This window comes from Streptomyces nigrescens, assembly GCF_027626975.1.
GTDB classification, from domain to species: Bacteria; Actinomycetota; Actinomycetes; order Streptomycetales; family Streptomycetaceae; genus Streptomyces; species Streptomyces nigrescens.
This window is the reverse complement of the sequence record NZ_CP114203.1, coordinates 6,453,617-6,472,671: the sequence shown is the minus strand read 5'-3', so window position 1 is coordinate 6,472,671 and position 19,055 is coordinate 6,453,617. Positions and strand designations below refer to the sequence as shown.

The following is a 19,055-nucleotide window of genomic DNA, read 5'->3' as shown; positions in this document are numbered from 1 at the left end:
AGGCCCGGTGCGCGACCCCTCGCTGCGCAGGTCCTACACCCTGTTCCGCGCCTTCCTGCGGGAGCGGACCGACCCCGGGCACTGCTACCGGCTGCTCGCCCGGGACGCCGCCGACCAGCTCGAACGGTATGCACCCCTGAGAGACGCGGTGGTCGCCGATGTCGGCGGCGGCAGCGGCTACTTCACCGCGGAGTTCCGCCGCCGCGGCGCCCTGGGCTGGCTCTTCGAACCCGATATGGCGGAGTTGACCGCGCACGGCCCGCCCCCCGAGGGCGCGGTGGTCGCCGACGGCTATCTGCTGCCGCTCGCCGACGGCGCCGTCGACATCTGCTTCTCCTCCAACGTCCTGGAGCATGTCGCCGACCCGCAGACCTTCCTGAGCGAGATGATCCGGGTCACCCGCCCCGGCGGGCTGATCTACGTCGCCTTCACCAACTGGTTCTCCCCCTGGGGCGGCCATGAGACCGCGCCCTGGCACTACTTGGGCGCCGAGCGGGCCCGCGCCCGCTACCGGCGGCGCACCGGGAGAGCGGCCAAACACACCCTGGGCGTCAACCTCTTCGCCGTGCACATCGGCCGCACCCTGCGCCAGGTCCGGGCCCGCGACGACATCGGCCTGGTCACCGCCCGCTCCCGCTACGCGCCGTTCCTCGCCGAGGCCATCCCCCGCCTCCCGGGCGTCCGGGAGGTCGCCACCTGGAACCTCCTCCTCATCCTCCGGCGGTTGCCATGACCCAGACCCTGAGGCCGTTCCCGTCCCCCGGATCGCCCGACGCCGGGGGACGGCCGACGCCCGCCCCCGCCCCGCCACCCGGCCACCGCCGGCGCAGACACTGGCTGTTCGCGTTCTGGGCGCTCGCCCTGGCCGGCTTCCTCGCGCCCTCGCCGGGGAAGATGACGTTCGAGACCAAGCTGGGTGTGACCACCGACCCGTGGAAGTTCCTCGGCGACCTCGGGCAGCTGTGGCACGACCGGGCGGGCTTCGGCGGTATCGCCGACCAGTACATCGGCTATGCCTTCCCCACCCTCCCCTACTACGGCCTGACCGATCTCGCCCATGTGCCGGTGTGGCTGGCCGAGCGGCTGTGGATGTCGCTGATCGTCACGGCCGCGTTCTGGGGTGCGCTGCGGCTGGCCGAACGCCTCCGTGTCGGCACCCCGCCGGCCCGGCTCCTGGCCGCCGCCTGCTACGCCCTGTGGCCGGCCTTCACCCTCGTCATCGGCTCCACCTCCGCCGCCGCGCTGCCCGGCGCGCTGCTGCCCTGGGTGCTGCTGCCGCTGACCAACGCGCAGGCCGGTGCGCGTATCGCGGCCACCCGCTCGGCGCTGCTGATCCCCTTCATGGGCGGGGTCAACGCGGCCTCGACACTGGCCTCGCTGCTGCCCGTCGGCCTGTATCTGCTCTCCCGTACGGGGCCGCGCCGGACCAAGCTGCTCGCCTGGTGGCTGCCCGGTGTCGTCCTGGCCACCGCCTGGTGGGTGGTGCCGCTGCTGCTGCTCGGCCTGCACGGCGAGGACTTCATGCCGTTCATCGAGCAGGCCGACACCACCACCGGCACCATGTCCGCCACCGAACTGCTGCGCGGCGCCGGCAACTGGGTCGGCTACCTCAACTTCGGCGAACCCTGGCTGCCGGCCGGCTGGACCATGACGGCCCGGCCGTTCGCGGTCCTCGGTTCGGCGCTGGCCGCGGCGCTCGGCCTGGCCGGGCTCGCCCGCCGTGATCTGCCCGAGCGCCGCTGGCTGCTGCTGACCGTGCTGGCCGTGGCGCTGATCGCGCTGGCCGGGTACGGCGGTGCGCTCGGCGGGCCGCTGCACGGCCTGTGGCAGGACTGGCTCAACGGCTGGCTGCGCCCGTTCCGCAACATCTACAAATTCACCCCCGGCCTGGCCCTGGCGCTCACCCTGGGGCTGGCGCATCTGCTCGCGGTCGCCACCGAACGCCGCGGCACCCGCCGGATCCCCGCCCGCCGCCGTCTCCCGCTGGTGACGGCGCTCCTCGTACTGCCCGCCCTCGCCCTGCCCTTCCTCACCGGCACCGTCCTCCAGCCCGGCGCCTTCACCCGGCTGCCCGCCTCCTGGGAACGGGCCGCGGCCTGGCTCCAGAAGCACTCCCCGCACAGCCGCGCGCTGGTCGTCCCCGCGACCGCGCACGGCCTCTACACCTGGGGCTCCCCCATCGACGAGCCGCTCGACGTCCTCGCCACCTCCCCCTGGGCGCAGCGCGACTTCGTCCCGTTCGGCACCCCGGGCGCCCGCCGCGCCCTGGACGCCGTCGAACAGGCGCTGCTCACCGGCGCCCAGGTCCCCGGACTGCGCGACTACTTGGGCCGGGCCGGCCTGCACGACGTGGTCGTACGCAACGATCTCGACCCGGACCAGATCGGATACGTCCCGCCGCAGACCGTCAAGCGCACCCTGCAGGCGTCCGGCTACCGCAAGGCGGCCGCCTTCGGGCCGCTGACCACCGGCGGCCGGATCCCCTCCGGGGCGCCCCTCCAGGTACAGGGCCTCTACCCGCGGCAGCGCGCCGTCGAGATCTACCGGCCCGCGGACACCCCCGGGCCCGGCCCGGTCACCACCCGGGCCGTCGCGGACACCGCACAGCTCAGCGGCGGCCCCGAAGCCCTCCTCCAGCTGTCCGCCGACCCCGCCCTGCGCCACCGCCCCACCGTGCTGACCGGCGACCGCCACCCCGGACTCGGCACCCCGCCGCTCCAGCTGACCGCCGACGGCCTGCGCCGGGCCGACACCCGCTTCGGGCTGGTCAACAGCAACACCTCGTACACCTACACCGCCGGTGAGCGGAACCACCCCGACAGCGTCCAGGACCCCGGCCGCCCGCCCCGGCAGATCCTGCCGACCGCCGGACCCGGCCACCAGACCACCGCCGTCCTCCGTGGCGCGTCCTCGGTCACCGCCTCCAGCAGCGGCAACTGGCTCTTCCACCTGCCGCAGTACGACCCGGTCAACGCCTTCGACGGCAACCCGGACACCGCCTGGGCGGAAGGCAGCGCCGGGGAGCCCGTCGGCCAGTGGGTCCGGATCGCCTTCACCCGGCCCACCACCCTTCCGTCCACGCTGTCCCTCACCCCGCTGCCCGGCGACGGACTGCGCGCCGCCCCGACCTCCGTACGGGTGCAGACCGACCGCGGCAGCACACAGGACACCCTGCGCCCCGACGGAACGCCGCAGCGGGTCAAGGCCCCGGCCGGACGCGCGACCTGGCTGAAGGTGACGATCCTCGGCTCGCAGACCCCACGCGCCGGGCTCTCCGGCGCCGGCTTCCGGGAGATCTCCGTCCCCGGCGTCCAGGTCACCCGGCTGCTGCAACTCCCCACCGACGCCGAGCGGTCCGACGCGCCCGCCGAGATCCTCTCGCTGCACCGCGGCAGCGACCCGGGCGGCCTCTCCCCGGTCTCCGCGGAGGCCGGGCTGCACCGCCAGTTCCGCACCGGCGCCGCCGCTCCCTACCGGATCTCCGGTCAGGCGCTGGCGGTTCCCGGCCCCGAACTCGACCGCCTCCTGGACAGCGTCGCGCCGGAACAGCGGGACCGGATCACCGCCACCGCCGACTCCACCAGCTTCGGCTCCGGCCGGTCGCTCAGCCCCCGCAACCTCGTCGACGGCGATCTGACCACCGCCTGGATCGCCGGCGACCGGCCGACCCTGCATCTGCGCTGGCCCGGCCGGAAGAAGATCGACCAGATCGTGCTGGCCGCGGCCGGCGGAATCTCCACCCGGCCGGAGCAGATCCAGGTCAACTCGCCGGACGGGGCGGCCACCGCTGGCGTCGACGAGAACGGCCAGGCCCGCTTCGACCCGATCACCACCGACCGCCTCGACATCACCATCAGCAAGGTCGCACCGCTGACCCTCCACAACCCGGTCGCCGGCCAGGCGCTCCAACTCCCGGTCGGACTCAGCGAGATCCACCTCCCCGCGCTCGACTCGTACCGCACCCCGCGGCCCGCCGCCGGCGCCCGCTTCTCGGTCGGCTGCGGGCAGGGCCCGATGCTCGCCGTCGACGGTGTCCTGCACGCCACCGAGGCCGCCGGATACGTCCGTGACCTCACCGAACGCCGCCCGGTCGAGGTGCGGTTGTGCGCCGGCCCGGCCCGTGACGGACGCCTGCAACTGCCCTCCGGACGCCACCGGGTGGAGGCGGGCGACCAGGGGCCGCTGGCTCTGACGGAGGTGACGCTGCGGCGCGGCACCACCGCGCACACGGGTGCCACGGGCGCCGGACCGGCACGGGAGTCCGCCGCCCCAGTCCGCAAGGTCACCGCCGAGGACTGGTCGGGGGACCGCCGCAGCGTCGCGGTCGGCGCCGGCCGGGCCGTCTATCTCCAGATGTACGAGAACGCCAACGACGGCTGGCAGGCCACGCTCAACGGCCGGCGGCTGACCCCGCTCCGGATCGACGGCTGGCAGCAGGCCTTCCTCGTCCCGGCCGGGGCCGGCGGGACCATCGAGCTCTCCTACGCCCCGGCCGTCACCTACGACCTGGGACTGGCCGGCGGTGCCCTCGGGGTCGCGCTCCTGACCGTCTCCGCCCTCGTCCGCCGCACCCGCCGCACCCCGCCGCCCGCGCCACTGCCCCCACCCGCCCCGTCCTGGGTCCTGGGCACCCTGGCACTGACCGCGGTGCTGGCCCTGGCCGCCGGTCCCTACGCCCTGATCGTGCCGGCCCTGGCGCTGGTGGCACGCTTCCGGCCGCACCTCCTCGTCCCGCTGGCCCTGGTGGCGATGGTGAGCGCCGGAGTCGTCGCGGCCCTAGGGGCGGGCGAGCACCATGCCGCCGGCGAGGGCGCGTTCAGCGGCACCGCACAGGCCCTGGCACTGCTCGCGCTGGCGGCGGCGGTGGTCACCGTTGGGGGTGGCGGGGGGTCGCGGCAGGCGGTGTCCGGGGAGGGGTCGGGGGCGGATCTGGACGGGGCGGGGAGAGGGGCGTCCGGGCCGTCGGGGCCGTCCGACGCAGTTGACCCATCCGACCCGCCCGGCCAGCACGCCCCACCGCCGCTCCCGCGCCGGGTGCGGGACCGTGACGAAGGTCCGGCCGTCGCCGGGCGTCCGATCGTGGCCCGGGGACGGACACCGGGCGCCGGCCCGGACTGGGCCGAACGGCACCGGCCCCGGCCGAGCCGGCCCGCCCGGCCGACCGGCAGCGGACCCGACCGGCCGACCGACAGCGGACCCGTACGCCCGACCGACAGCGGCCCCGTACAGCCCACCGACACCAGCGGAGAGGGCACCACCCGATGACCGCACTGCAACCGGCCCGGCCCGAACCGCCCGACGGGCAGCACGAACCGCCCGACGGGCGGGGCGAACCGTCCGACGGCCCGGCCGAGCGCTCCCCCGCCCCCTCCCCCTCTCCCCCTTCGGGGGAGGGGGAGAGGGGTGGGTTCGGGGGTGGGGGGAGGCAGACCCGCGGCATCGTCGTCGCCCACGTCCCCTTCCCCGTCGTGGACGAGATCTCCCGGCACTGTCCGGACGAAGACCAGCCGGAGACCGTGCACATCGAGGTGCACCTCCCCGGCCGGGTCGATCCCGCGCGGCTGCGCACCGCGTTCCACCGGGCGCTCGCCCGTCATCCGCGCATCCTGATGCGCCAGGCGCCGGTCCGCTGGTGGCACCGCCGCTATATCTGGCAGCTCACCGCCGCCCCGGACGTGGACCCGGTCGACTTCCCGCCGCCCGGCCCCGATGCGCTGGCCCGCGCCCGGCGACGCGCGCTCGACACCTGTCCGCCGCTGGACGCCTCGCCTCCCGTACGGCTGGAGGTGATCGAGGAGGCGGGCGGCGGCACCGTGCTGCTCCTCACCGTCCACCACACCGCACTGGACGGGCCGTCCTGTCTGCGGGTGCTGGCCACCGCCGCCGAGCTGTACGGCGGCGCCGACAACCCGCCCGGCCCGTCGCCCGTCCGCGCCACCGGGCCCGGTACGGAGCGGCCGCAGGCCGACGACCCGCCGGGGGCCGGGCGGCGCTTCTCCCGGCCGGCCCGTATCGCCGCCGACCCCGGCCGCGCTCCACAGGGCGGCCGGTCCGGCAATAGCATGCTCCTGGCCGAGCTGCCGATCCCGGCCCGCCCGCCGCGCACCCCCGGCCGGACGACGGCGCCGTACACCGTCAATGACCAACTCCTGGTCGCCACCTGGCTGATGGTCGCCCGCTGGAACCGGCTGCACGCCCCGGCCGGCCCGCGCCGCACGGCCGCCGCCCCGGCCGCCGCCCCCGTCGTCATCACCATGCCCGTCGACGACCGGCCGCGCGGCGTCGAGATGCCCCTCGGCAACGGCACCCGGCTGGTGTCGGTCGGCTTCGGACCCGAGGAGCGGCTGGACGCCGGGCCGCTCACCGCCGATCCGCCCGACCCGGACGCGGTGGCCCGGCTGCTGCGGCGCACCGCCGCCCGCACCCGCGCCCTCAAGGCCGCACCTCCCGGACGTCAACTCGGGCTTGCTGCAACGGTGTTGACGGCACCCGTCGTTCCGGTCCGGCTGCGGGGCGCGATGACCCGTGCGCTGCGCACCGCCGCCGCGCCCTGGACCTCCACCACCCTCCTCTCCAACATCGGCCGGATTCCTTACCCGCTGGACTTCGGGGACGCCGGCCGGCCGACCGCGGTGTGGTTCTCCGCCCCGGCCCGGATGCCGCGCGGGCTCACCGTCACCACCGTCTCCGTGGCCGGCCGGATCCAGCTGGCACTGCGCTGGTCCCCGGCCCTCCTGGACGACGCGGCCGGCGCCCGGCTCGGCGCGCTGTTCCGCTCGTCCCTCGCCGCCACCGCCTGGACCGCGCCCCCGACGGCCGGAGCGTCCCGGTGACCGGGCCCCCCGCCGCGCTGCGGGACTTCTACGAGAACCCCGCCGTCCCGGTCGCCTCCGGCGCCGCCCGCAGCCGGCGGCAGGCCCGGCTGCTGGCCCGCGCCCTGGGGCCCGTACGCGAGGGTGCCCCGGCCGCCACCGTCCTGGACATCGGCTGCGGCGACGGCTCGGCGGCGGCCACCGCCGCCCAGGTGCTCGCCGGACACCGCCTGGTCGGCGTCGACTGGTCGCAGGACGCCCTGCGCCGCGCCCGGACCCGGATCCCCTGTGCGGTACGCGGCGAACTCACCGACGGGGGGCTGCCGTTCGCTTCCGGCTCCGCCGATGCCGTCCTCTTCAGCGAGGTCATCGAGCATCTCGTCGACCCCGATGCCGCCCTGGACGAGCTGCGCCGGGTCCTGCGCCCCGGCGGCCATCTGATGCTCTCCACCCCCAACCTCGCCGCCTGGTACAACCGCGGGCTGCTGCTCGCCGGGGTCCAGCCCGTCTTCTCGGAGGTGAGCATGCGCCGTATCCACGGCCGGCCAGGCACCCAGGTCGTCGGCCATCTGCGGCTCTACACGGCCCGTGCCCTGCGCGGCTTCCTCGCGGCATCCGGTTTCGAGGCCGTACGGATCGCCGGTGCGCCGTATCACGATGTGCCGCGGCCGCTGCGCCCTTTGGACCGCGCCGCATGCCATGTCCCGTCGCTGGCCTCCATCCTGCTCGCCCATGCCCGCCGGGGAAGGGGGTAGCGCGGTGCCGTGGTGGGGCGTGGCGTCCGCGCTGCTCGCCAACGTCCTGTACAGCACCGGCTTCGTGCTGGAGAAGCGCGCCCTGGCCGGGCTGCCCGCGCTGAGCACCCGGCAGCCCGGCCGGGTCGTCGGCCATCTGCTGTCCAGCCCGCTGTGGCTGGCCGGTTCGCTCGCCCTGGCCGCCGGTTTCGCCGCCCAGCTCGCCGTCTACCGCACCCTGCCGCTCGCCGCCGCCCAGGGCCTGTTCGTCTCGGGCCTGGTGCTCTTGCTGCTGCTGTCCTCGGTGGTGCTGGGCGAGCGGACCAGCGGCCGGGAGCGGCAGAGCATCGTGGCGATCCTGGTCGCGCTGGCGCTGGTCATCGCCTCACTCCAGGGCGAGGACGCACGGGCCGTCGCCCGCACCGCGCCGCCCGGCACCCTGCTGCTGATCGCGGTGCCGTCGCTGGCCGCCGGGCTGCTGCTGTACGGCTCGGCGGAGCGGCGGGCCCGGCGCCGCCACCGGCTGCCGACGGCGGGTGTCCCCTACGGGGTGGCCGTCGGCCTGCTCTACGGCGTCAGCTCGCTGGCCATCAAGGGCGTCGCCGGCATGCTGACCACCCATGACATCCCGGCCGCCGCCGGGCGGCTGCTCCGCTCGCCCTACCCGTACCTCCTGCTCGTCACCGGAGCGGCCGGTCTGGTGCTGTCGCAGACCGCCCTGCAGCGCTGCCGGGCCTCCGTGATCGTCCCCGTCTGCACCACCGTCACCTGTGTGTTCACCGTCGTCTGCGGCACCGTGGCGTTCGGTGAGCCGCTGCCCGCCGATCCGCTGCGCCGGGCGCTGCGGCTGGGCGGAACCGCCGTCGCCGTGGCGGTCCTGCTCGCCCTGCCCCGCCATGAACCGCCCGCCCCGAACCCACGACCACACCACCGGAGTTGAGCCATGACCCCCGATGACCCGCTGCTGAAGATCCTGGTCTGCCCGCTCGACAAGGGCCCGCTGTCGCTGCTCGTCCCCGACGACGCCCTCTACAACCCCCGGCTGCGCCGCCGTTATCCGATCGTCGACGGCATCCCCCAGCTCCTGCCCTCCTCCGGCGAACCGCTCACCGACGCCGAGCATCTGCGCGCGCTGCGCCGCCTCGCGGACCGGGAACCGGGGTCGTGACGCTCGCCGCGCGGCTGGGGCCCCGGCTGCCGGCCCGGCTGGTGTCGGCACTGGCGGCCGGGCTCTATCCGCGGTTCGAACCGGAGCTGCGGCGGCTGGCCGACTTCTGCCCGCCCGGCGGCACGGCCGTCGACGTCGGCGGGTGGTACGGCCCGTGGACCCGGCGGCTGGCCCAGCGCGCCGACCGGGTCGTCACCCTCGAACCGGTCCCCCACCTGGCCCGGCTGCTCGCCTCGGTCACTCCCCCGCAGGTCGAGGTGGTGGCCGCCGCGGCCACCGACCACACGGGATGCGCCACCCTCTGGCTGCCCCCGGGCGGCCGCGGCGACCGCGGGGTGTCCTCGCTCGTACGCCGTGAGCTGCACACCACCGCCGTCGAGGTGCCCTGCCTCCCGCTGGACGCCCTGGAGCTGGCGGCCGTCACCCTCATCAAGATCGACGCGGAGGGCGCGGAGCTGGCGGTGCTGCGCGGCGCCGCACACACCGTGGAGCATCAACTCCCGGCGCTGTTCGTCGAGTTGGAGACCCGTATCCAGCCGCTCGCCCCCGTCCTGGACTGGACGGCCGCGTACGGCTACCGCGGCTGGGTCCTGCCGCGCGACCGCTGGCTGCCGCTGGACGGTTTCGATCTGTCCGCCCACCAGTCCCGCACCTGCCATGTCGCCGAGCACGGGCTGCTGCGCCGCTCCCTCGCCCCGCACCGCCGCTACGTCAACTCCGTGCTCTTCCTCCCCGACGGCGAGCGCCCCGGACGCCCCGTGGCCCGCACCGTCCACCACCATGTCCCCCATGGACCACTCCACGGACAATGACCCGCCCGGCGGCCCCGGTACCCCCTCCGCCCTGTCCGGCCCGGTCGCCTTCCAGCTCGTCCTGCTGCGCCGGATGGCCGACCACCACCCCGGCCTGGTCGAGGACGCGCTGCGCACCCTGGGTGTCTCCCGCGCCGGGATGCGCGAGGCCAACCGCCGCTGGCAGGCACGGATGCACGCCCCGCGAGCGCCCGGTGGTCTCCAGCCGTATCGTGCGCTGCTCGGCACCCCCGAGACCGTCACCGCCCGCCGCATCGGCGATCTGAGCTGCGAGGCACTGACCTGGCCGGTTCCGCTCTGGCCCGATCTGCGGTTCGAGGTCCTCACCGGTGCGCGGGGCGCCGTCTGGAACGCCTGGCTCGTCCGGGCGCCCGGCGCCCCCGCCCCTGACCTGCGCACCACCGCTGATCTGCGGCCCTGGTCCTGCACCGTCGACGAGGTCGCCCGCGCCTTCGCCCCGGCCCGCCCCATGGAGGGCAGCGCCCCCACCCGCTGGCGGCTGGCCTGTACCGCGCCCGGCCCCGACGGCACCCCGCAGCGCATCGTCCCCGAATTCACCTGGGGGCTGTACCAGCGGCTGACCGGCTGAGGGCCCGCCGCACCGGCATCTGCCCACCGCATCACCCCTTCGCCGCAACCGCCCCGCCCCCGTCCCCCTAGCGGACCTTTCCAGCAGGCGGCGGCCCCCGCGCGACCGGAGGATGGCGCACGAGCGGTCCCTGCGAACCGGCCGCACGAGCGCTCCGTCCATACCGGCCCATCGGGGAGGAATCACCCATGACCATCAGCCTCGCCCAATTGCGGCGCTGTTCGGCCGCCATCGACATCGGCGCGGCCCGGACCAGGGTGTATGTGAAGCACCAGGGGCTGGTCGTGGACGAACCGACCGTCGCCGCCATCAACACCCGCAGCGGGGCGCTGCTGGCCGTCGGCGCCCAGGCCGAGGTGATGGACGGCCGTACCCCCGACTACATCCGTGTGGTGCGCCCGGTCTCCAACGGCACCATCGTCGATATCGACATGGCCCAGCGGCTGCTGCGGACCCTGGTCGGCGACAAGCTGCGCAGGACCTGGCGGCGCCGGCCCTCGATGCGGGCCGCGGTGTGCCTTCCGTACGGCAGTGAGCCGCTGGCCCAGCGGGCGGCGGTGGAGACGCTGACCGGGCTGGGGGCGCGGCGGGTGGAGCTGGTCGACACCCTGGTCGCCGCGGCGGTGGGTTCCGGGCTCCCGGTGGAGCAGCCCGAGGCCACCATGATCGTGGTGTGTGGCGCCGGCACCACACAGGTCGCGGTGCTCTCCCTCGGCTCGATCGTGTCCGCGGAGACCGTGCCGGTGGGCGGCAACGCCATCGACCACGCGGTCATCCAGCATCTGCGGCTGCACCACGAGCTGATGCTGGCGGGGCAGGCCGTACGCCCGCTGCAGATGATCCTCTCCGGCGGCGACGGGAGCACCCCCGGCTCCACCGAGGTGCACGGCCGGGATGTGGTCAGCGGGATGGCGCGCTCCGTGCATGTCGACACCGAGCGGGTACGGGACGCCATCACCACCCCGCTGACCTCGATCCTCGACGGCATCGGGGCCGTTCTGCGCCGCTGCCCGCCGGATCTGGTGGCCGACCTCGGGGAGCGCGGCATCGTGCTCGCGGGCGGCAGCGCGCTGATTCCCGGTCTGGAGCCGATGATCCACCAGGCCACGAACATGCCGGTGCACACCGCGGACCGCCCCGACACCTGTGCCGTCATGGGGCTCGGCGCCATGATCGAGGGCAAGGTGCAGCCCCTGCACCTCGATCCGATGGACCCGTAGCGCTCCGGTGCCCGCGTCCGCCCGGACTCCGGACTCCGGACTCCGGCCTCCGGCCTCCGGCCTCATCGGCTCAGCGGCGAGTCACGGGCCCTGGGTCACAGACCCCGGATTCACAGACTCCGGGCGTTCCAGGCGATCACCGCGGGCCGGTCGTGTTCGGTCCCCAGGACGCCGACCGCGCCGGTCTCGAAGGTGAAGAGTCCCCCGGCGGCGGGCGGCAGGCCGAGCCGGCGGGCGGCCAGCACCCGCAGGAAGTGCGCATGCGCCACCAGCGCCACATCGCCCTCATCGGCGGCGAGCCGCGGCGCGATCCGTGCCAGCACCCGGTCGGCGCGCGCCCCGACCTGCTCGGGCGACTCGCCCGGATGCTCCTCGGGCCCCGCGGCGACACCGTCGGAGAACAGATACCAGCCGGGCCGGCTGCGGTGGATCTCGGCGGTGGCGATGCCCTCATAGCCGCCGTAGTCCCATTCCCGCAGCTCGGCGTCGATCTGTGGGCGGGCGAGGCCCGCCAGCTCGGCGGTGCGCAGCGCCCGCTCCATCGGGCTGGCGTACACCTGCCCGATCTTCCGGTCCGACAGCAGCGGCCGCAGTGCGCGGGCCTGCTCCTCACCGGTGGCGGTCAGCGGCAGATCGGTCCAGCTGGTGTGCCGGCCGTCCCTGCTCCACTCGGTCTCGCCGTGCCGGACCAGAAGGAGGTCGCTCACGAGCCCTGCGCCTGCTGTCCCTGCTCGGCCTGGGCCTCGGCCTGGGCCTGCTCACCCTGCTGGGCCTCGACGACCGAGGCGCGGACCTCGTCCATGTCCAGCGCACGGGCCTGGCCGATGACGTCCTCCAGGGCCTCCGCGGGCAGCGCGCCCGGCTGGGCGAAGACGGCGATGTTCTCGCGGACGATCATCACGGTCGGGATGGACTGGATCTGGAGGGCCTGCGCCAGCTCGGGCTGCGCCTCCGTGTCGACCTTGGCGAAGACCAGGTCGTCGTGCGTCTCGGAGGACTTCTCGAAGACGGGGCCGAACTGCTTGCACGGCCCGCACCACTCGGCCCAGAAGTCGATCAGAACGAAATCGTTGCCGGAGACGATTTCGTCGAAGTTTTCCTTGGTGAGCTCAATGGTGCTCATGCGTGCTTCCCTGCTTCCGGTCTGTCGACGATTGCCAGTCGGTCTCCGGCTGCGGTAACGGGATCAACCCGTGACGTATTCCGCACGCCGGACCGTCGTGCACCCCTGCCCACCGATCGCGTTCCTAGACATCCGGATCCACGTGGGAAATTACACGCCACCCGGCCGGCCGACGCGGCAACCGGCAGCCGCGCCCCGGCCTCGCTCGGTGCGTCACTTCCCAGGGCGTCTTCCCCTGGCTCCAGAGGGTCTTCCCCTGACTCCAGGAGGTCTTCCCCTAGCTCTTCGCCTTGCCGTAGTCCTTCGCCATCTCGCCCGCGAAGTCGTACACGATGCACTGCTCGTCACCGACGACCCAGGCGTCGTGACCGGGCGGGCAGACGAAGACATCGCCGGGTCCCACTTCGGACTCCGCGCCGTCGTTCATCCTGATGCGCATCCGGCCCTGGACCACGAAGCAGTTGTGGTGGACCTCGCAGCTGTCGGTGCCGGCTATCGGGCGCACCGACTCCGACCAGCGCCAGCCGGGCTCGAAGGTGGCCACGGCAAAGTCCAGTCCGGTGAGGTGCAGGGCTTCGAGGTGGCCCCGGGGAAAGTCGCGCCGCTCATCCGGCTTGTCGACCGTCTTGACTTCCATCATGAGGGCTTCCTCCATCCACCCCCCTGGTCATCCGTGCATACCCCCCGGTCCTTCCATGGTGCGCCGCGACCGGGCGCCCGGCCACCGCGTCCGGCGGGCCGCCCCGCCGGGAGACACGTTCCCCAGCGTTCAGCGGCCGGATGTCGCCGGGGAAGCGCGGTGGCACGCAGTCGCCGCACCCGGCGGTTAGCATCCCGACAAGACCGCCAAGAACGGAGCAAACTTCTGTGCGTCATCTGCGCGTAGGCGTCGCCATCTTGACCATGGGAAACCGTCCCGCCGAGCTGCGGGCGCTGCTGGACTCGGTCGCCAAGCAGGATCTCCGGCCGGCCCACATCGTGGTCATCGGGAACGGCTCACCGCTCCCGCCTCTGCCGCACGGCGCCATCGGTGTCGAGCTGAGCGACAACCTGGGAGTCTCCGGTGGCCGCAATGTCGCCCTGGACGAGCTGCGCAAGCTCGGGGACCTCGACGTGGTGGTCGACCTGGACGACGACGGCCTGCTGATCAGCCCGGACGTCTTCAGCCGGCTGGCGGAACTGCACGCGCGCGACCCGCAGTTGGGCATCGTGAGCTTCCGCATCGCCGACGAGCGGGGCCGCACCCAGCGCCGCCATGTCCCCCGCCTGCGGGCCGGCGACCCGGCGCGCGGCGGCCTGGTCACCACGTTCCTCGGCGGCGGGCACTCCCTGTCCGTACCGATGCTGGAGCGGATCGGCGGCTGGCCCGACGACTTCTTCTACGCGCACGAGGAAACCGACCTGGCCTGGCGGGCCTTGGACGACGGCTGGCACATCCGCTACGTGCCGGAACTCGTGCTCCAGCACCCGTACACCTCACCGACCCGGCACGCGGTCTACCACCGCATGGTCGCCAGAAACCGCGTCTGGCTCGCCAAGCGGCATCTGCCCGCGCTCCTGGTGCCCGCCTATCTGGGCGTATGGGCGGCACTGACAGCCGTACGCAGCCCGTCGGTAGGGGGCCTGCGCGCCTGGGCCGCAGGCTTCGCCGAAGGGGTACGCACCCCCTGCGGACGACGCCGGCCGATGCGCTGGCGCACGGTATGGCGCATGACGAAGCTGGGGCGCCCGCCGATCGTCTGAGCGGTCATCCAGCGGGCTTCCGGAACTCTCTCGGGCGCGGAGGATAAGCCCCAGCCGCCTCGATTGACGCATCACCGGAGGCGACATCTCCTACCAAAGTCAAACAATTCGACAACCCCTCCCGGGCGGAGCAACATGAATTTGTGGGAGGTGCACAGATGGTTGCGAACCTCAGGCGACGGCAGCGCGCCCGGTGGCGTGTACGCCGAGCAGACGGACCTCTCCGCGATCAACGGCTATGAGCCCAGATGAGCCCGTGATCTCCAGACCGCATGTGAACCACTGGCCGGCCGTACGTATCGCCCTTCTCGGCGGTTTCGACCTCGTGGTCGGCGATGTGCCGGTGGTGGTCCCCGTCGGCTCGAAGCGACTCCTGGCGTTCATCGCGCTCAACGGCCTTACCGCTGCCCCCCGGTCCCTGGTCGCCGGAAGTCTTTGGCCCGAAGCATGTGAGCAGAGCGCACACGCGAACCTGCGGTCGGCGTTGTCGCGCCTGCGCAGCATCGGCAGGAGAGCCCTGGAGATCAGCCCCACCGACGTGCGCCTCGGGCGGGACGTCAGCGTGGATCTGCACCACGCGCGCTCCCTGGCCCAGCGCATACTCGACCCCGGTGTCCCGCCCGGAGAGCTCCAGCTCAGCGCGGCGACCGTAGACCAGCTCTCCGGCGACCTGCTGCCCGGCTGGTACGACGACTGGGCACTGCAGGAGGCGGAACGCTGGCAGCAGCTTCGGCTCCACGCACTTGAGTCGCTGGCGGGAGAGTTCATCGACACGAAGCAGTTCGCCGGGGCGGTGGCGGCCGCCCACGCGGCCGTACAGGCGAATCCGCTGCGGGAGAGCAGTCAGGCGTCACTGATCCGCGCCCACCTGGCGGAAGGCAACCTGTCCGAGGCGCTGGACGACTTCGAACGCTACGAGCACCGCCTCCGCGACGAGCTCGGCCTTCGCCCCACACCGCGGCTGCGTCACCTGATGGACGGGCTGCTGCGGCCGCACCCCGGTCGGTGACGGCGGCCCGGTCGGTGACAGCGCCCCGGTCGGTGACGGCGCCCCGGCGGCCCCGGGCTTCGAGGTACACAGCCCCCTCGCACCGGACCACCCCCTCAACCATTCGGCCCAACAGCACGTTTGCATCGGAATGAGTCTCTTTATTCTGATATGGCGGCGGTGACGTGAATGACCAGGTGATCCGTCGGCGCATCCGTTGAAGGTTCGGGACCCGTGATCGGGGGAGCATGGTGGAGCCACGCGGGTCCTCGGACGAGACCGGCACGGACGGCACCGGCGAAGGCGAGACGCCCGGACGGTCCGCCGCCGTCCGCGGGCTGCCGCCGGCACCGAGCGGGTCCTGGTCACTGCCGTCGCGGATCGTGATCATGGCGGCCGTCGTGGTGCTGACGATCGGCGTCACGCTCCACCTGCTTCTGGTGTTCCTGTTCGTCGCGCCGCCGAACGCCATCAGCAAGAAGTACGACAGGCTGGTCAAGGGTTACGTCTATCCGGAGTTCGATCAGAACTGGCAGCTTTTCGCACCGAATCCGCTCCAGGACAACATCGCCGTGCACGCGCGCGCCGAGGTCGCGTTCCCCGACGGCTCCCGGCGCACGACGAACTGGCTGGCACTGACCGCCCAGGACATCCGCGAGATCAGGCGCAATCCCGTGCCCAGTCACGCGCATCAGAACCTGCTGCGTCAGGCCTGGGACTTCTACAACAGGACGCACGATGCCAAGGGGCGGGCGATCGGCCTGCGCGGTGAACTCTCCGAGGCCTTCGTACGCCGGATCGCGGCTCACCGGCTCGGGTACCGGATCGACGGCGGTCAGGTGGTCAAGGTGCAGATCTACGCGACGAACACCCCGATCATCCCGCCCAAGTGGAGCGGCGACAACGGGAGCACCAAGAAGACCTACCAGGTGCTTCCATGGTGGCCGGTCTCCAAAAAGGAGTTCCCGTGAGCGTCGAGAAGGACATCGCCCGGACGCCTTCCCCCTTCAAGGGCATGGGCAGCAAGCTCGACGCGGCGATCGCCAGGTTCCTGTACAGGATCACGAGTGCGGCACTCGCGCCGTACCAGGCCGCGGTCGTCCGGATCGGCTTCGCCTTGACCTTCGCGCTCTACCTCCTGCGCGAGTGGCCGCACCGGCTGGAGCTGTACGGCACCACCAACCCGTGGGGATTCGACCTGGCCCAGCGCCTCATCGCCTCGAACAACGCGTTCACGGTCCTGCTGTGGTCCAACCACAGGCTGTGGTTCGAGCTGGTCTACCACGGGGTGCTCGTCGTGAGTGTGCTGCTGCTCCTGGGGTGGCACACCCGCACGATGTCGATCCTGTTCATGGTCGGGGTGTTGTCCCTGATGAACCGCAGCGTCCTCCTGGGCGACGGCGGCGACACCCTCATCCACCTGATGGCGAGCTATTTGGTGCTCACCCGGTGCGGGCAGGTGTGGTCGCTGGACGCCCGACGGCGGGAGCGCCAGGAGACACCACCCCGGGACGGCTGCGACCGGGTGAGCGTGACGCTGTGGATCCTCGCCGGCGTGGGCCTCGCCCTCGCGCAGATGACGGGATTCGCCAAACTCCCCAAGGGCTGGGTACTGATCCTCTGGGGGCTGTGGCTGATCCAGGCCCTGTGGTTCTGGGCAGGGCGGCGTCGTTCCCGGGACACGTGGGCGCTGTTCGATGTCGTCGCCAACCTCGTCCACAACGCCGCGATGCTGGTGATCGCCGCCCAGGTATGCCTGCTCTATGCCACCGCCGGCTGGTACAAGGTCCAGGGCTCCCGCTGGCAGGACGGAAGCGCCCTGCACTTCCCGCTTCATCTGGACTACTTCAGCCCGTGGGCGGGTCTGTCCCAGGTGTTCGACAGCCGCTCCACCATTGTCACGCTGATCACCTACGGCACCGTGGTCGCGCAGGTCGCCTTTCCCTTCACGCTTCTGAACCGACGGGTGAAGAACGTGATGCTTGCGATCTTGATGACCGAACACGCGACCATCGCGGTGATCTGCGGCCTGCCGTTCTTCTCGCTGGCGATGATCGTCTCTGACATGGTCTTTCTGCCGACGAACTTCCTGCGCTGGGGCGGGTCGAGGATTGCGGCCGCGCGGGACCGCATCACCGCACCACTACGCCGGAACAAGGGTCCGGGCGACCGGAACGAGAGCCGGGGCGTGACCGTCTGACGCACCGTGCGACCTCACGCATGTGATGCCCGGCGCGATGTGATGCGCGATGTGATGCCCGGCGCGCGCGGCCCCCCTGACGGAATCGGCCCGTAGTGGGCACCAACCGTCAGAGGGATTGCGGGATTACGGGATTGCGGAATTGCGGGATTGAGCCCGCCCCTCAGCGCGATCCGCGAACTCTGCCGAGCACGTACCCCGCCTCGGGTGTTGTGGGCCTGACCGCCTGTGATGACGCCGTTCGCTCAGCCGCCGGCGCCCGTACCGCCTGTGGTTCCGCCTCCGATGCTCGCACCGGTCGCACCGGTCGCTCCGGTGGAGCCGGTCGCACCGGTGGTGCCTCCGGCGGTGGTGGTGGCGCCCGTGGTGGTTGCGCCGGTTGTGGTGGCACCCGTGCTGGTGCTGGCACCGGTGGTGGTGCTGGCGCCGGTGGTGGTCTGGGCACCGGTCACCGTGCCACCCGTAGTGGTCTGGGCACCGGTCGTCGTGGCGCCGGTGGTGGTCTGAGCGGCGGTCGTCGTGGTGGCACCGGTGGTGGTGCTGGCGGCGGTCGTCGTGGTGGCACCGGTCGTCGTGGTGCTGGCGCCGGTTACGGTGCGCCCGCCGATGCCGCCACCCCCGCCGCCGCCTCCGCCGCCGCCCCCGCCGCCGGACCTGCACAGCGCCCTGACCGAGCCCGGAGCGACATCGATGACCTTGCCGGTGACCTTGCTGATGCACAGGACCGCTGGTGCTGCCGGCGCCGACTGTGTCGACTGGACCGGAGCTTTCGCAGCCGCTGGTTCAGCGCCCGTCACCCCTACCGCCCCCATCGTTCCGGCGAGCGCGGCCGCTATGAAGGACGCGCCGACCACGTGCGAAAGGCGCCTCCGGATGGTTGTCATCACTGCGCCTCCTCTTCTCTGGAGAGCTCATAGATGCCTCAAGCGTGGGAGCGCAGCCATGACCGCAGCGTTGAACCGGCGTGACCCTCGCGTGACGCCGTCGCCCGGAGGGGGCGGGGCCCGTGGGGCCGGGCACATCGGGTCCTACCCGTCGTCGCCCCTGTCCGGTCGCCAGAGGCCCGCCACTGACTGGGCGTAGGCGATGCGGTGGTCGAGGTGTTTGCCGTAGACGCGGTAGCAGGGCTCTCCAATCTTTTGCTTGAGTGCCGTGCGCTTCCACAATCCTTGGGTGGTTTTCCAGACGGTGCGGGTCGGGGGGTCGATGACGATGTCACCGTCGGTCAAGTAGAGGAGGAACTCGATAATGATGAAGGGAAGGTAGAGCACCGACTTGATGATCGAGCTGATGGAGGCCCCGCGGGCCCGCAGAAGGGGCTGCTTCGGCCGCACGATCTCACGGACGGGGCGCCAATATTGCTCGGGTGGTGGCAGTCGGAGTTCGGCCAGGACGTGATGGTCGGGTGTCAGGACCGTGAACTGCTGTCCCTGTGCGACGAGGACGACGATGGGCTCTGAGGTGTCCTTGGTCCGGTACAGGGTGTAGCGAGGTTCGGTGCCGGGAGGCAGTGCCCAGTTCGGGGGCGTGCCCACGGTGGCGTAGGCGAATGGTTCACCCCGGAAGGGCGCGACGACATATTCGAGAGGGAAGGCGCATTCACCGGGCTCGCTCTTCGAGGGGTTCCGAGCGTGGAACCAAACCTTCGTGGGGCTGTCCATTGTTT

General features: G+C 72.7%; 18 protein-coding genes. 13 read left to right on the top strand and 5 right to left on the bottom strand.

The genetic code is table 11. The features are described 5' to 3' along the window. The first annotated feature begins 7 nt into the window (after positions 1-7). The 9 genes from STRNI_RS28705 to mreB all read left to right on the top strand — a co-directional run bounded on the left by STRNI_RS28705 (position 8) and on the right by mreB (position 11,335). Complete coding sequence (locus tag STRNI_RS28705) at positions 8-733, top strand: class I SAM-dependent methyltransferase (RefSeq protein WP_277412281.1); 726 nt, start codon at positions 8-10, stop codon at positions 731-733. Then, entirely contained in the window at positions 730-5,265 is a 4,536-nt protein-coding gene (locus tag STRNI_RS28700) for an alpha-(1->3)-arabinofuranosyltransferase domain-containing protein (RefSeq protein WP_277412280.1), read from the top strand. The genes STRNI_RS28705 and STRNI_RS28700 overlap by 4 nt, the downstream gene beginning before the upstream one ends. Then, positions 5,262-6,833 (top strand): condensation protein, encoded by a 1,572-nt coding sequence (locus tag STRNI_RS28695; RefSeq protein ID WP_277412279.1) that lies wholly within the window; start codon positions 5,262-5,264, stop codon positions 6,831-6,833. Before STRNI_RS28700 ends, STRNI_RS28695 begins: the two co-directional genes overlap by 4 nt. Continuing rightward, positions 6,830-7,567, top strand: coding sequence for a class I SAM-dependent methyltransferase (locus tag STRNI_RS28690; protein WP_277412278.1), 738 nt, complete (start codon positions 6,830-6,832; stop codon positions 7,565-7,567). Before STRNI_RS28695 ends, STRNI_RS28690 begins: the two co-directional genes overlap by 4 nt. Then, positions 7,545-8,486 carry a DMT family transporter gene (locus STRNI_RS28685; protein ID WP_277412277.1) on the top strand — a complete coding sequence of 314 codons (942 nt, stop codon included), beginning with the start codon at positions 7,545-7,547 and terminating at the stop codon, positions 8,484-8,486. Before STRNI_RS28690 ends, STRNI_RS28685 begins: the two co-directional genes overlap by 23 nt. A 3-nt stretch (positions 8,487-8,489) precedes the next feature. Further along, positions 8,490-8,714, top strand: a complete 225-nt coding sequence (locus STRNI_RS28680) for a Trm112 family protein (protein ID WP_159488350.1) — start codon at positions 8,490-8,492, stop codon at positions 8,712-8,714. Beyond that, positions 8,711-9,526, top strand: a complete 816-nt coding sequence (locus STRNI_RS28675; RefSeq protein WP_277412276.1) for an FkbM family methyltransferase — start codon at positions 8,711-8,713, stop codon at positions 9,524-9,526. The genes STRNI_RS28680 and STRNI_RS28675 overlap by 4 nt, the downstream gene beginning before the upstream one ends. Further along, a complete protein-coding gene (locus tag STRNI_RS28670; protein ID WP_277412275.1) occupies positions 9,504-10,115 on the top strand; it encodes a hypothetical protein in 612 nt (203 codons plus the stop codon). The genes STRNI_RS28675 and STRNI_RS28670 overlap by 23 nt, the downstream gene beginning before the upstream one ends. Positions 10,116-10,303: 188 nt before the next feature. Then, positions 10,304-11,335, top strand: a complete 1,032-nt coding sequence (gene mreB / locus STRNI_RS28665; RefSeq protein ID WP_159488347.1) for a rod shape-determining protein — start codon at positions 10,304-10,306, stop codon at positions 11,333-11,335. 110 nt (positions 11,336-11,445) lie between these two features. On the opposite strand, the gene STRNI_RS28660 is transcribed toward mreB, so the two are convergent. From STRNI_RS28660 to STRNI_RS28650, 3 genes are all read right to left on the bottom strand, one after another. Then, the gene (locus STRNI_RS28660; RefSeq protein WP_018088091.1) at positions 11,446-12,042 is read right to left on the bottom strand and encodes a histidine phosphatase family protein; all 597 of its coding nucleotides are present in this window, start codon (positions 12,040-12,042) and stop codon (positions 11,446-11,448) included. Then, positions 12,039-12,458 (bottom strand): thioredoxin, encoded by a 420-nt coding sequence (gene trxA / locus STRNI_RS28655; RefSeq protein ID WP_266446574.1) that lies wholly within the window; start codon positions 12,456-12,458, stop codon positions 12,039-12,041. The genes STRNI_RS28660 and trxA overlap by 4 nt, the downstream gene beginning before the upstream one ends. A 277-nt stretch (positions 12,459-12,735) precedes the next feature. Then, positions 12,736-13,098, bottom strand: coding sequence for a cupin domain-containing protein (locus tag STRNI_RS28650; protein ID WP_026169361.1), 363 nt, complete (start codon positions 13,096-13,098; stop codon positions 12,736-12,738). Between the two features lie 227 nt (positions 13,099-13,325). Here STRNI_RS28650 and STRNI_RS28645 point away from each other — a divergent pair, with 227 nt between their 5' ends. The 4 genes from STRNI_RS28645 (at position 13,326) to STRNI_RS28630 (ending at position 17,389) form a co-directional block, all read left to right on the top strand. After that, positions 13,326-14,201, top strand: coding sequence for a glycosyltransferase family 2 protein (locus STRNI_RS28645; protein ID WP_159488345.1), 876 nt, complete (start codon positions 13,326-13,328; stop codon positions 14,199-14,201). A 256-nt stretch (positions 14,202-14,457) separates the two neighbouring features. Continuing rightward, the gene (locus tag STRNI_RS28640) at positions 14,458-15,210 is read left to right on the top strand and encodes an AfsR/SARP family transcriptional regulator (RefSeq protein ID WP_229838206.1); all 753 of its coding nucleotides are present in this window, start codon (positions 14,458-14,460) and stop codon (positions 15,208-15,210) included. Between the two features lie 227 nt (positions 15,211-15,437). Then, positions 15,438-16,160 (top strand): DUF5819 family protein, encoded by a 723-nt coding sequence (locus STRNI_RS28635; protein ID WP_159488344.1) that lies wholly within the window; start codon positions 15,438-15,440, stop codon positions 16,158-16,160. Continuing rightward, positions 16,157-17,389, top strand: coding sequence for an HTTM domain-containing protein (locus tag STRNI_RS28630; protein WP_159488343.1), 1,233 nt, complete (start codon positions 16,157-16,159; stop codon positions 17,387-17,389). Before STRNI_RS28635 ends, STRNI_RS28630 begins: the two co-directional genes overlap by 4 nt. A 245-nt stretch (positions 17,390-17,634) precedes the next feature. Here the strand turns inward: STRNI_RS28630 and STRNI_RS28625 are convergent, their stop codons facing one another. Together STRNI_RS28625 and STRNI_RS28620 are read right to left on the bottom strand one after the other, a co-directional pair. Continuing rightward, a complete protein-coding gene (locus STRNI_RS28625) occupies positions 17,635-18,273 on the bottom strand; it encodes a hypothetical protein (protein ID WP_158686000.1) in 639 nt (212 codons plus the stop codon). Positions 18,274-18,417: 144 nt separating this feature from the next. After that, positions 18,418-19,050 carry a hypothetical protein gene (locus STRNI_RS28620; protein WP_109889554.1) on the bottom strand — a complete coding sequence of 211 codons (633 nt, stop codon included), beginning with the start codon at positions 19,048-19,050 and terminating at the stop codon, positions 18,418-18,420. Between the last annotated feature and the right edge of the window lie 5 nt (positions 19,051-19,055).

What these genes read in the sequence shown, in the direction of transcription:
- mreB (WP_159488347.1), top strand. Translation starts at nt 10,304, where the DNA reads ATGACCATCAGCCTCGCCCAATTGCGGCGCTGTTCGGCCGCCATCGAC.
- STRNI_RS28635 (WP_159488344.1), top strand. Translation starts at nt 15,438, where the DNA reads ATGGTGGAGCCACGCGGGTCCTCGGACGAGACCGGCACGGACGGCACC.
- STRNI_RS28695 (WP_277412279.1), top strand. Translation starts at nt 5,262, where the DNA reads ATGACCGCACTGCAACCGGCCCGGCCCGAACCGCCCGACGGGCAGCAC.
- STRNI_RS28650 (WP_026169361.1), bottom strand. Translation starts at nt 13,098, where the DNA reads ATGATGGAAGTCAAGACGGTCGACAAGCCGGATGAGCGGCGCGACTTT.
- STRNI_RS28670 (WP_277412275.1), top strand. Translation starts at nt 9,504, where the DNA reads ATGGACCACTCCACGGACAATGACCCGCCCGGCGGCCCCGGTACCCCC.
- STRNI_RS28680 (WP_159488350.1), top strand. Translation starts at nt 8,490, where the DNA reads ATGACCCCCGATGACCCGCTGCTGAAGATCCTGGTCTGCCCGCTCGAC.
- STRNI_RS28685 (WP_277412277.1), top strand. Translation starts at nt 7,545, where the DNA reads ATGCCCGCCGGGGAAGGGGGTAGCGCGGTGCCGTGGTGGGGCGTGGCG.
- STRNI_RS28625 (WP_158686000.1), bottom strand. Translation starts at nt 18,273, where the DNA reads ATGACAACCATCCGGAGGCGCCTTTCGCACGTGGTCGGCGCGTCCTTC.
- STRNI_RS28620 (WP_109889554.1), bottom strand. Translation starts at nt 19,050, where the DNA reads ATGGACAGCCCCACGAAGGTTTGGTTCCACGCTCGGAACCCCTCGAAG.
- STRNI_RS28700 (WP_277412280.1), top strand. Translation starts at nt 730, where the DNA reads ATGACCCAGACCCTGAGGCCGTTCCCGTCCCCCGGATCGCCCGACGCC.
- trxA (WP_266446574.1), bottom strand. Translation starts at nt 12,458, where the DNA reads ATGAGCACCATTGAGCTCACCAAGGAAAACTTCGACGAAATCGTCTCC.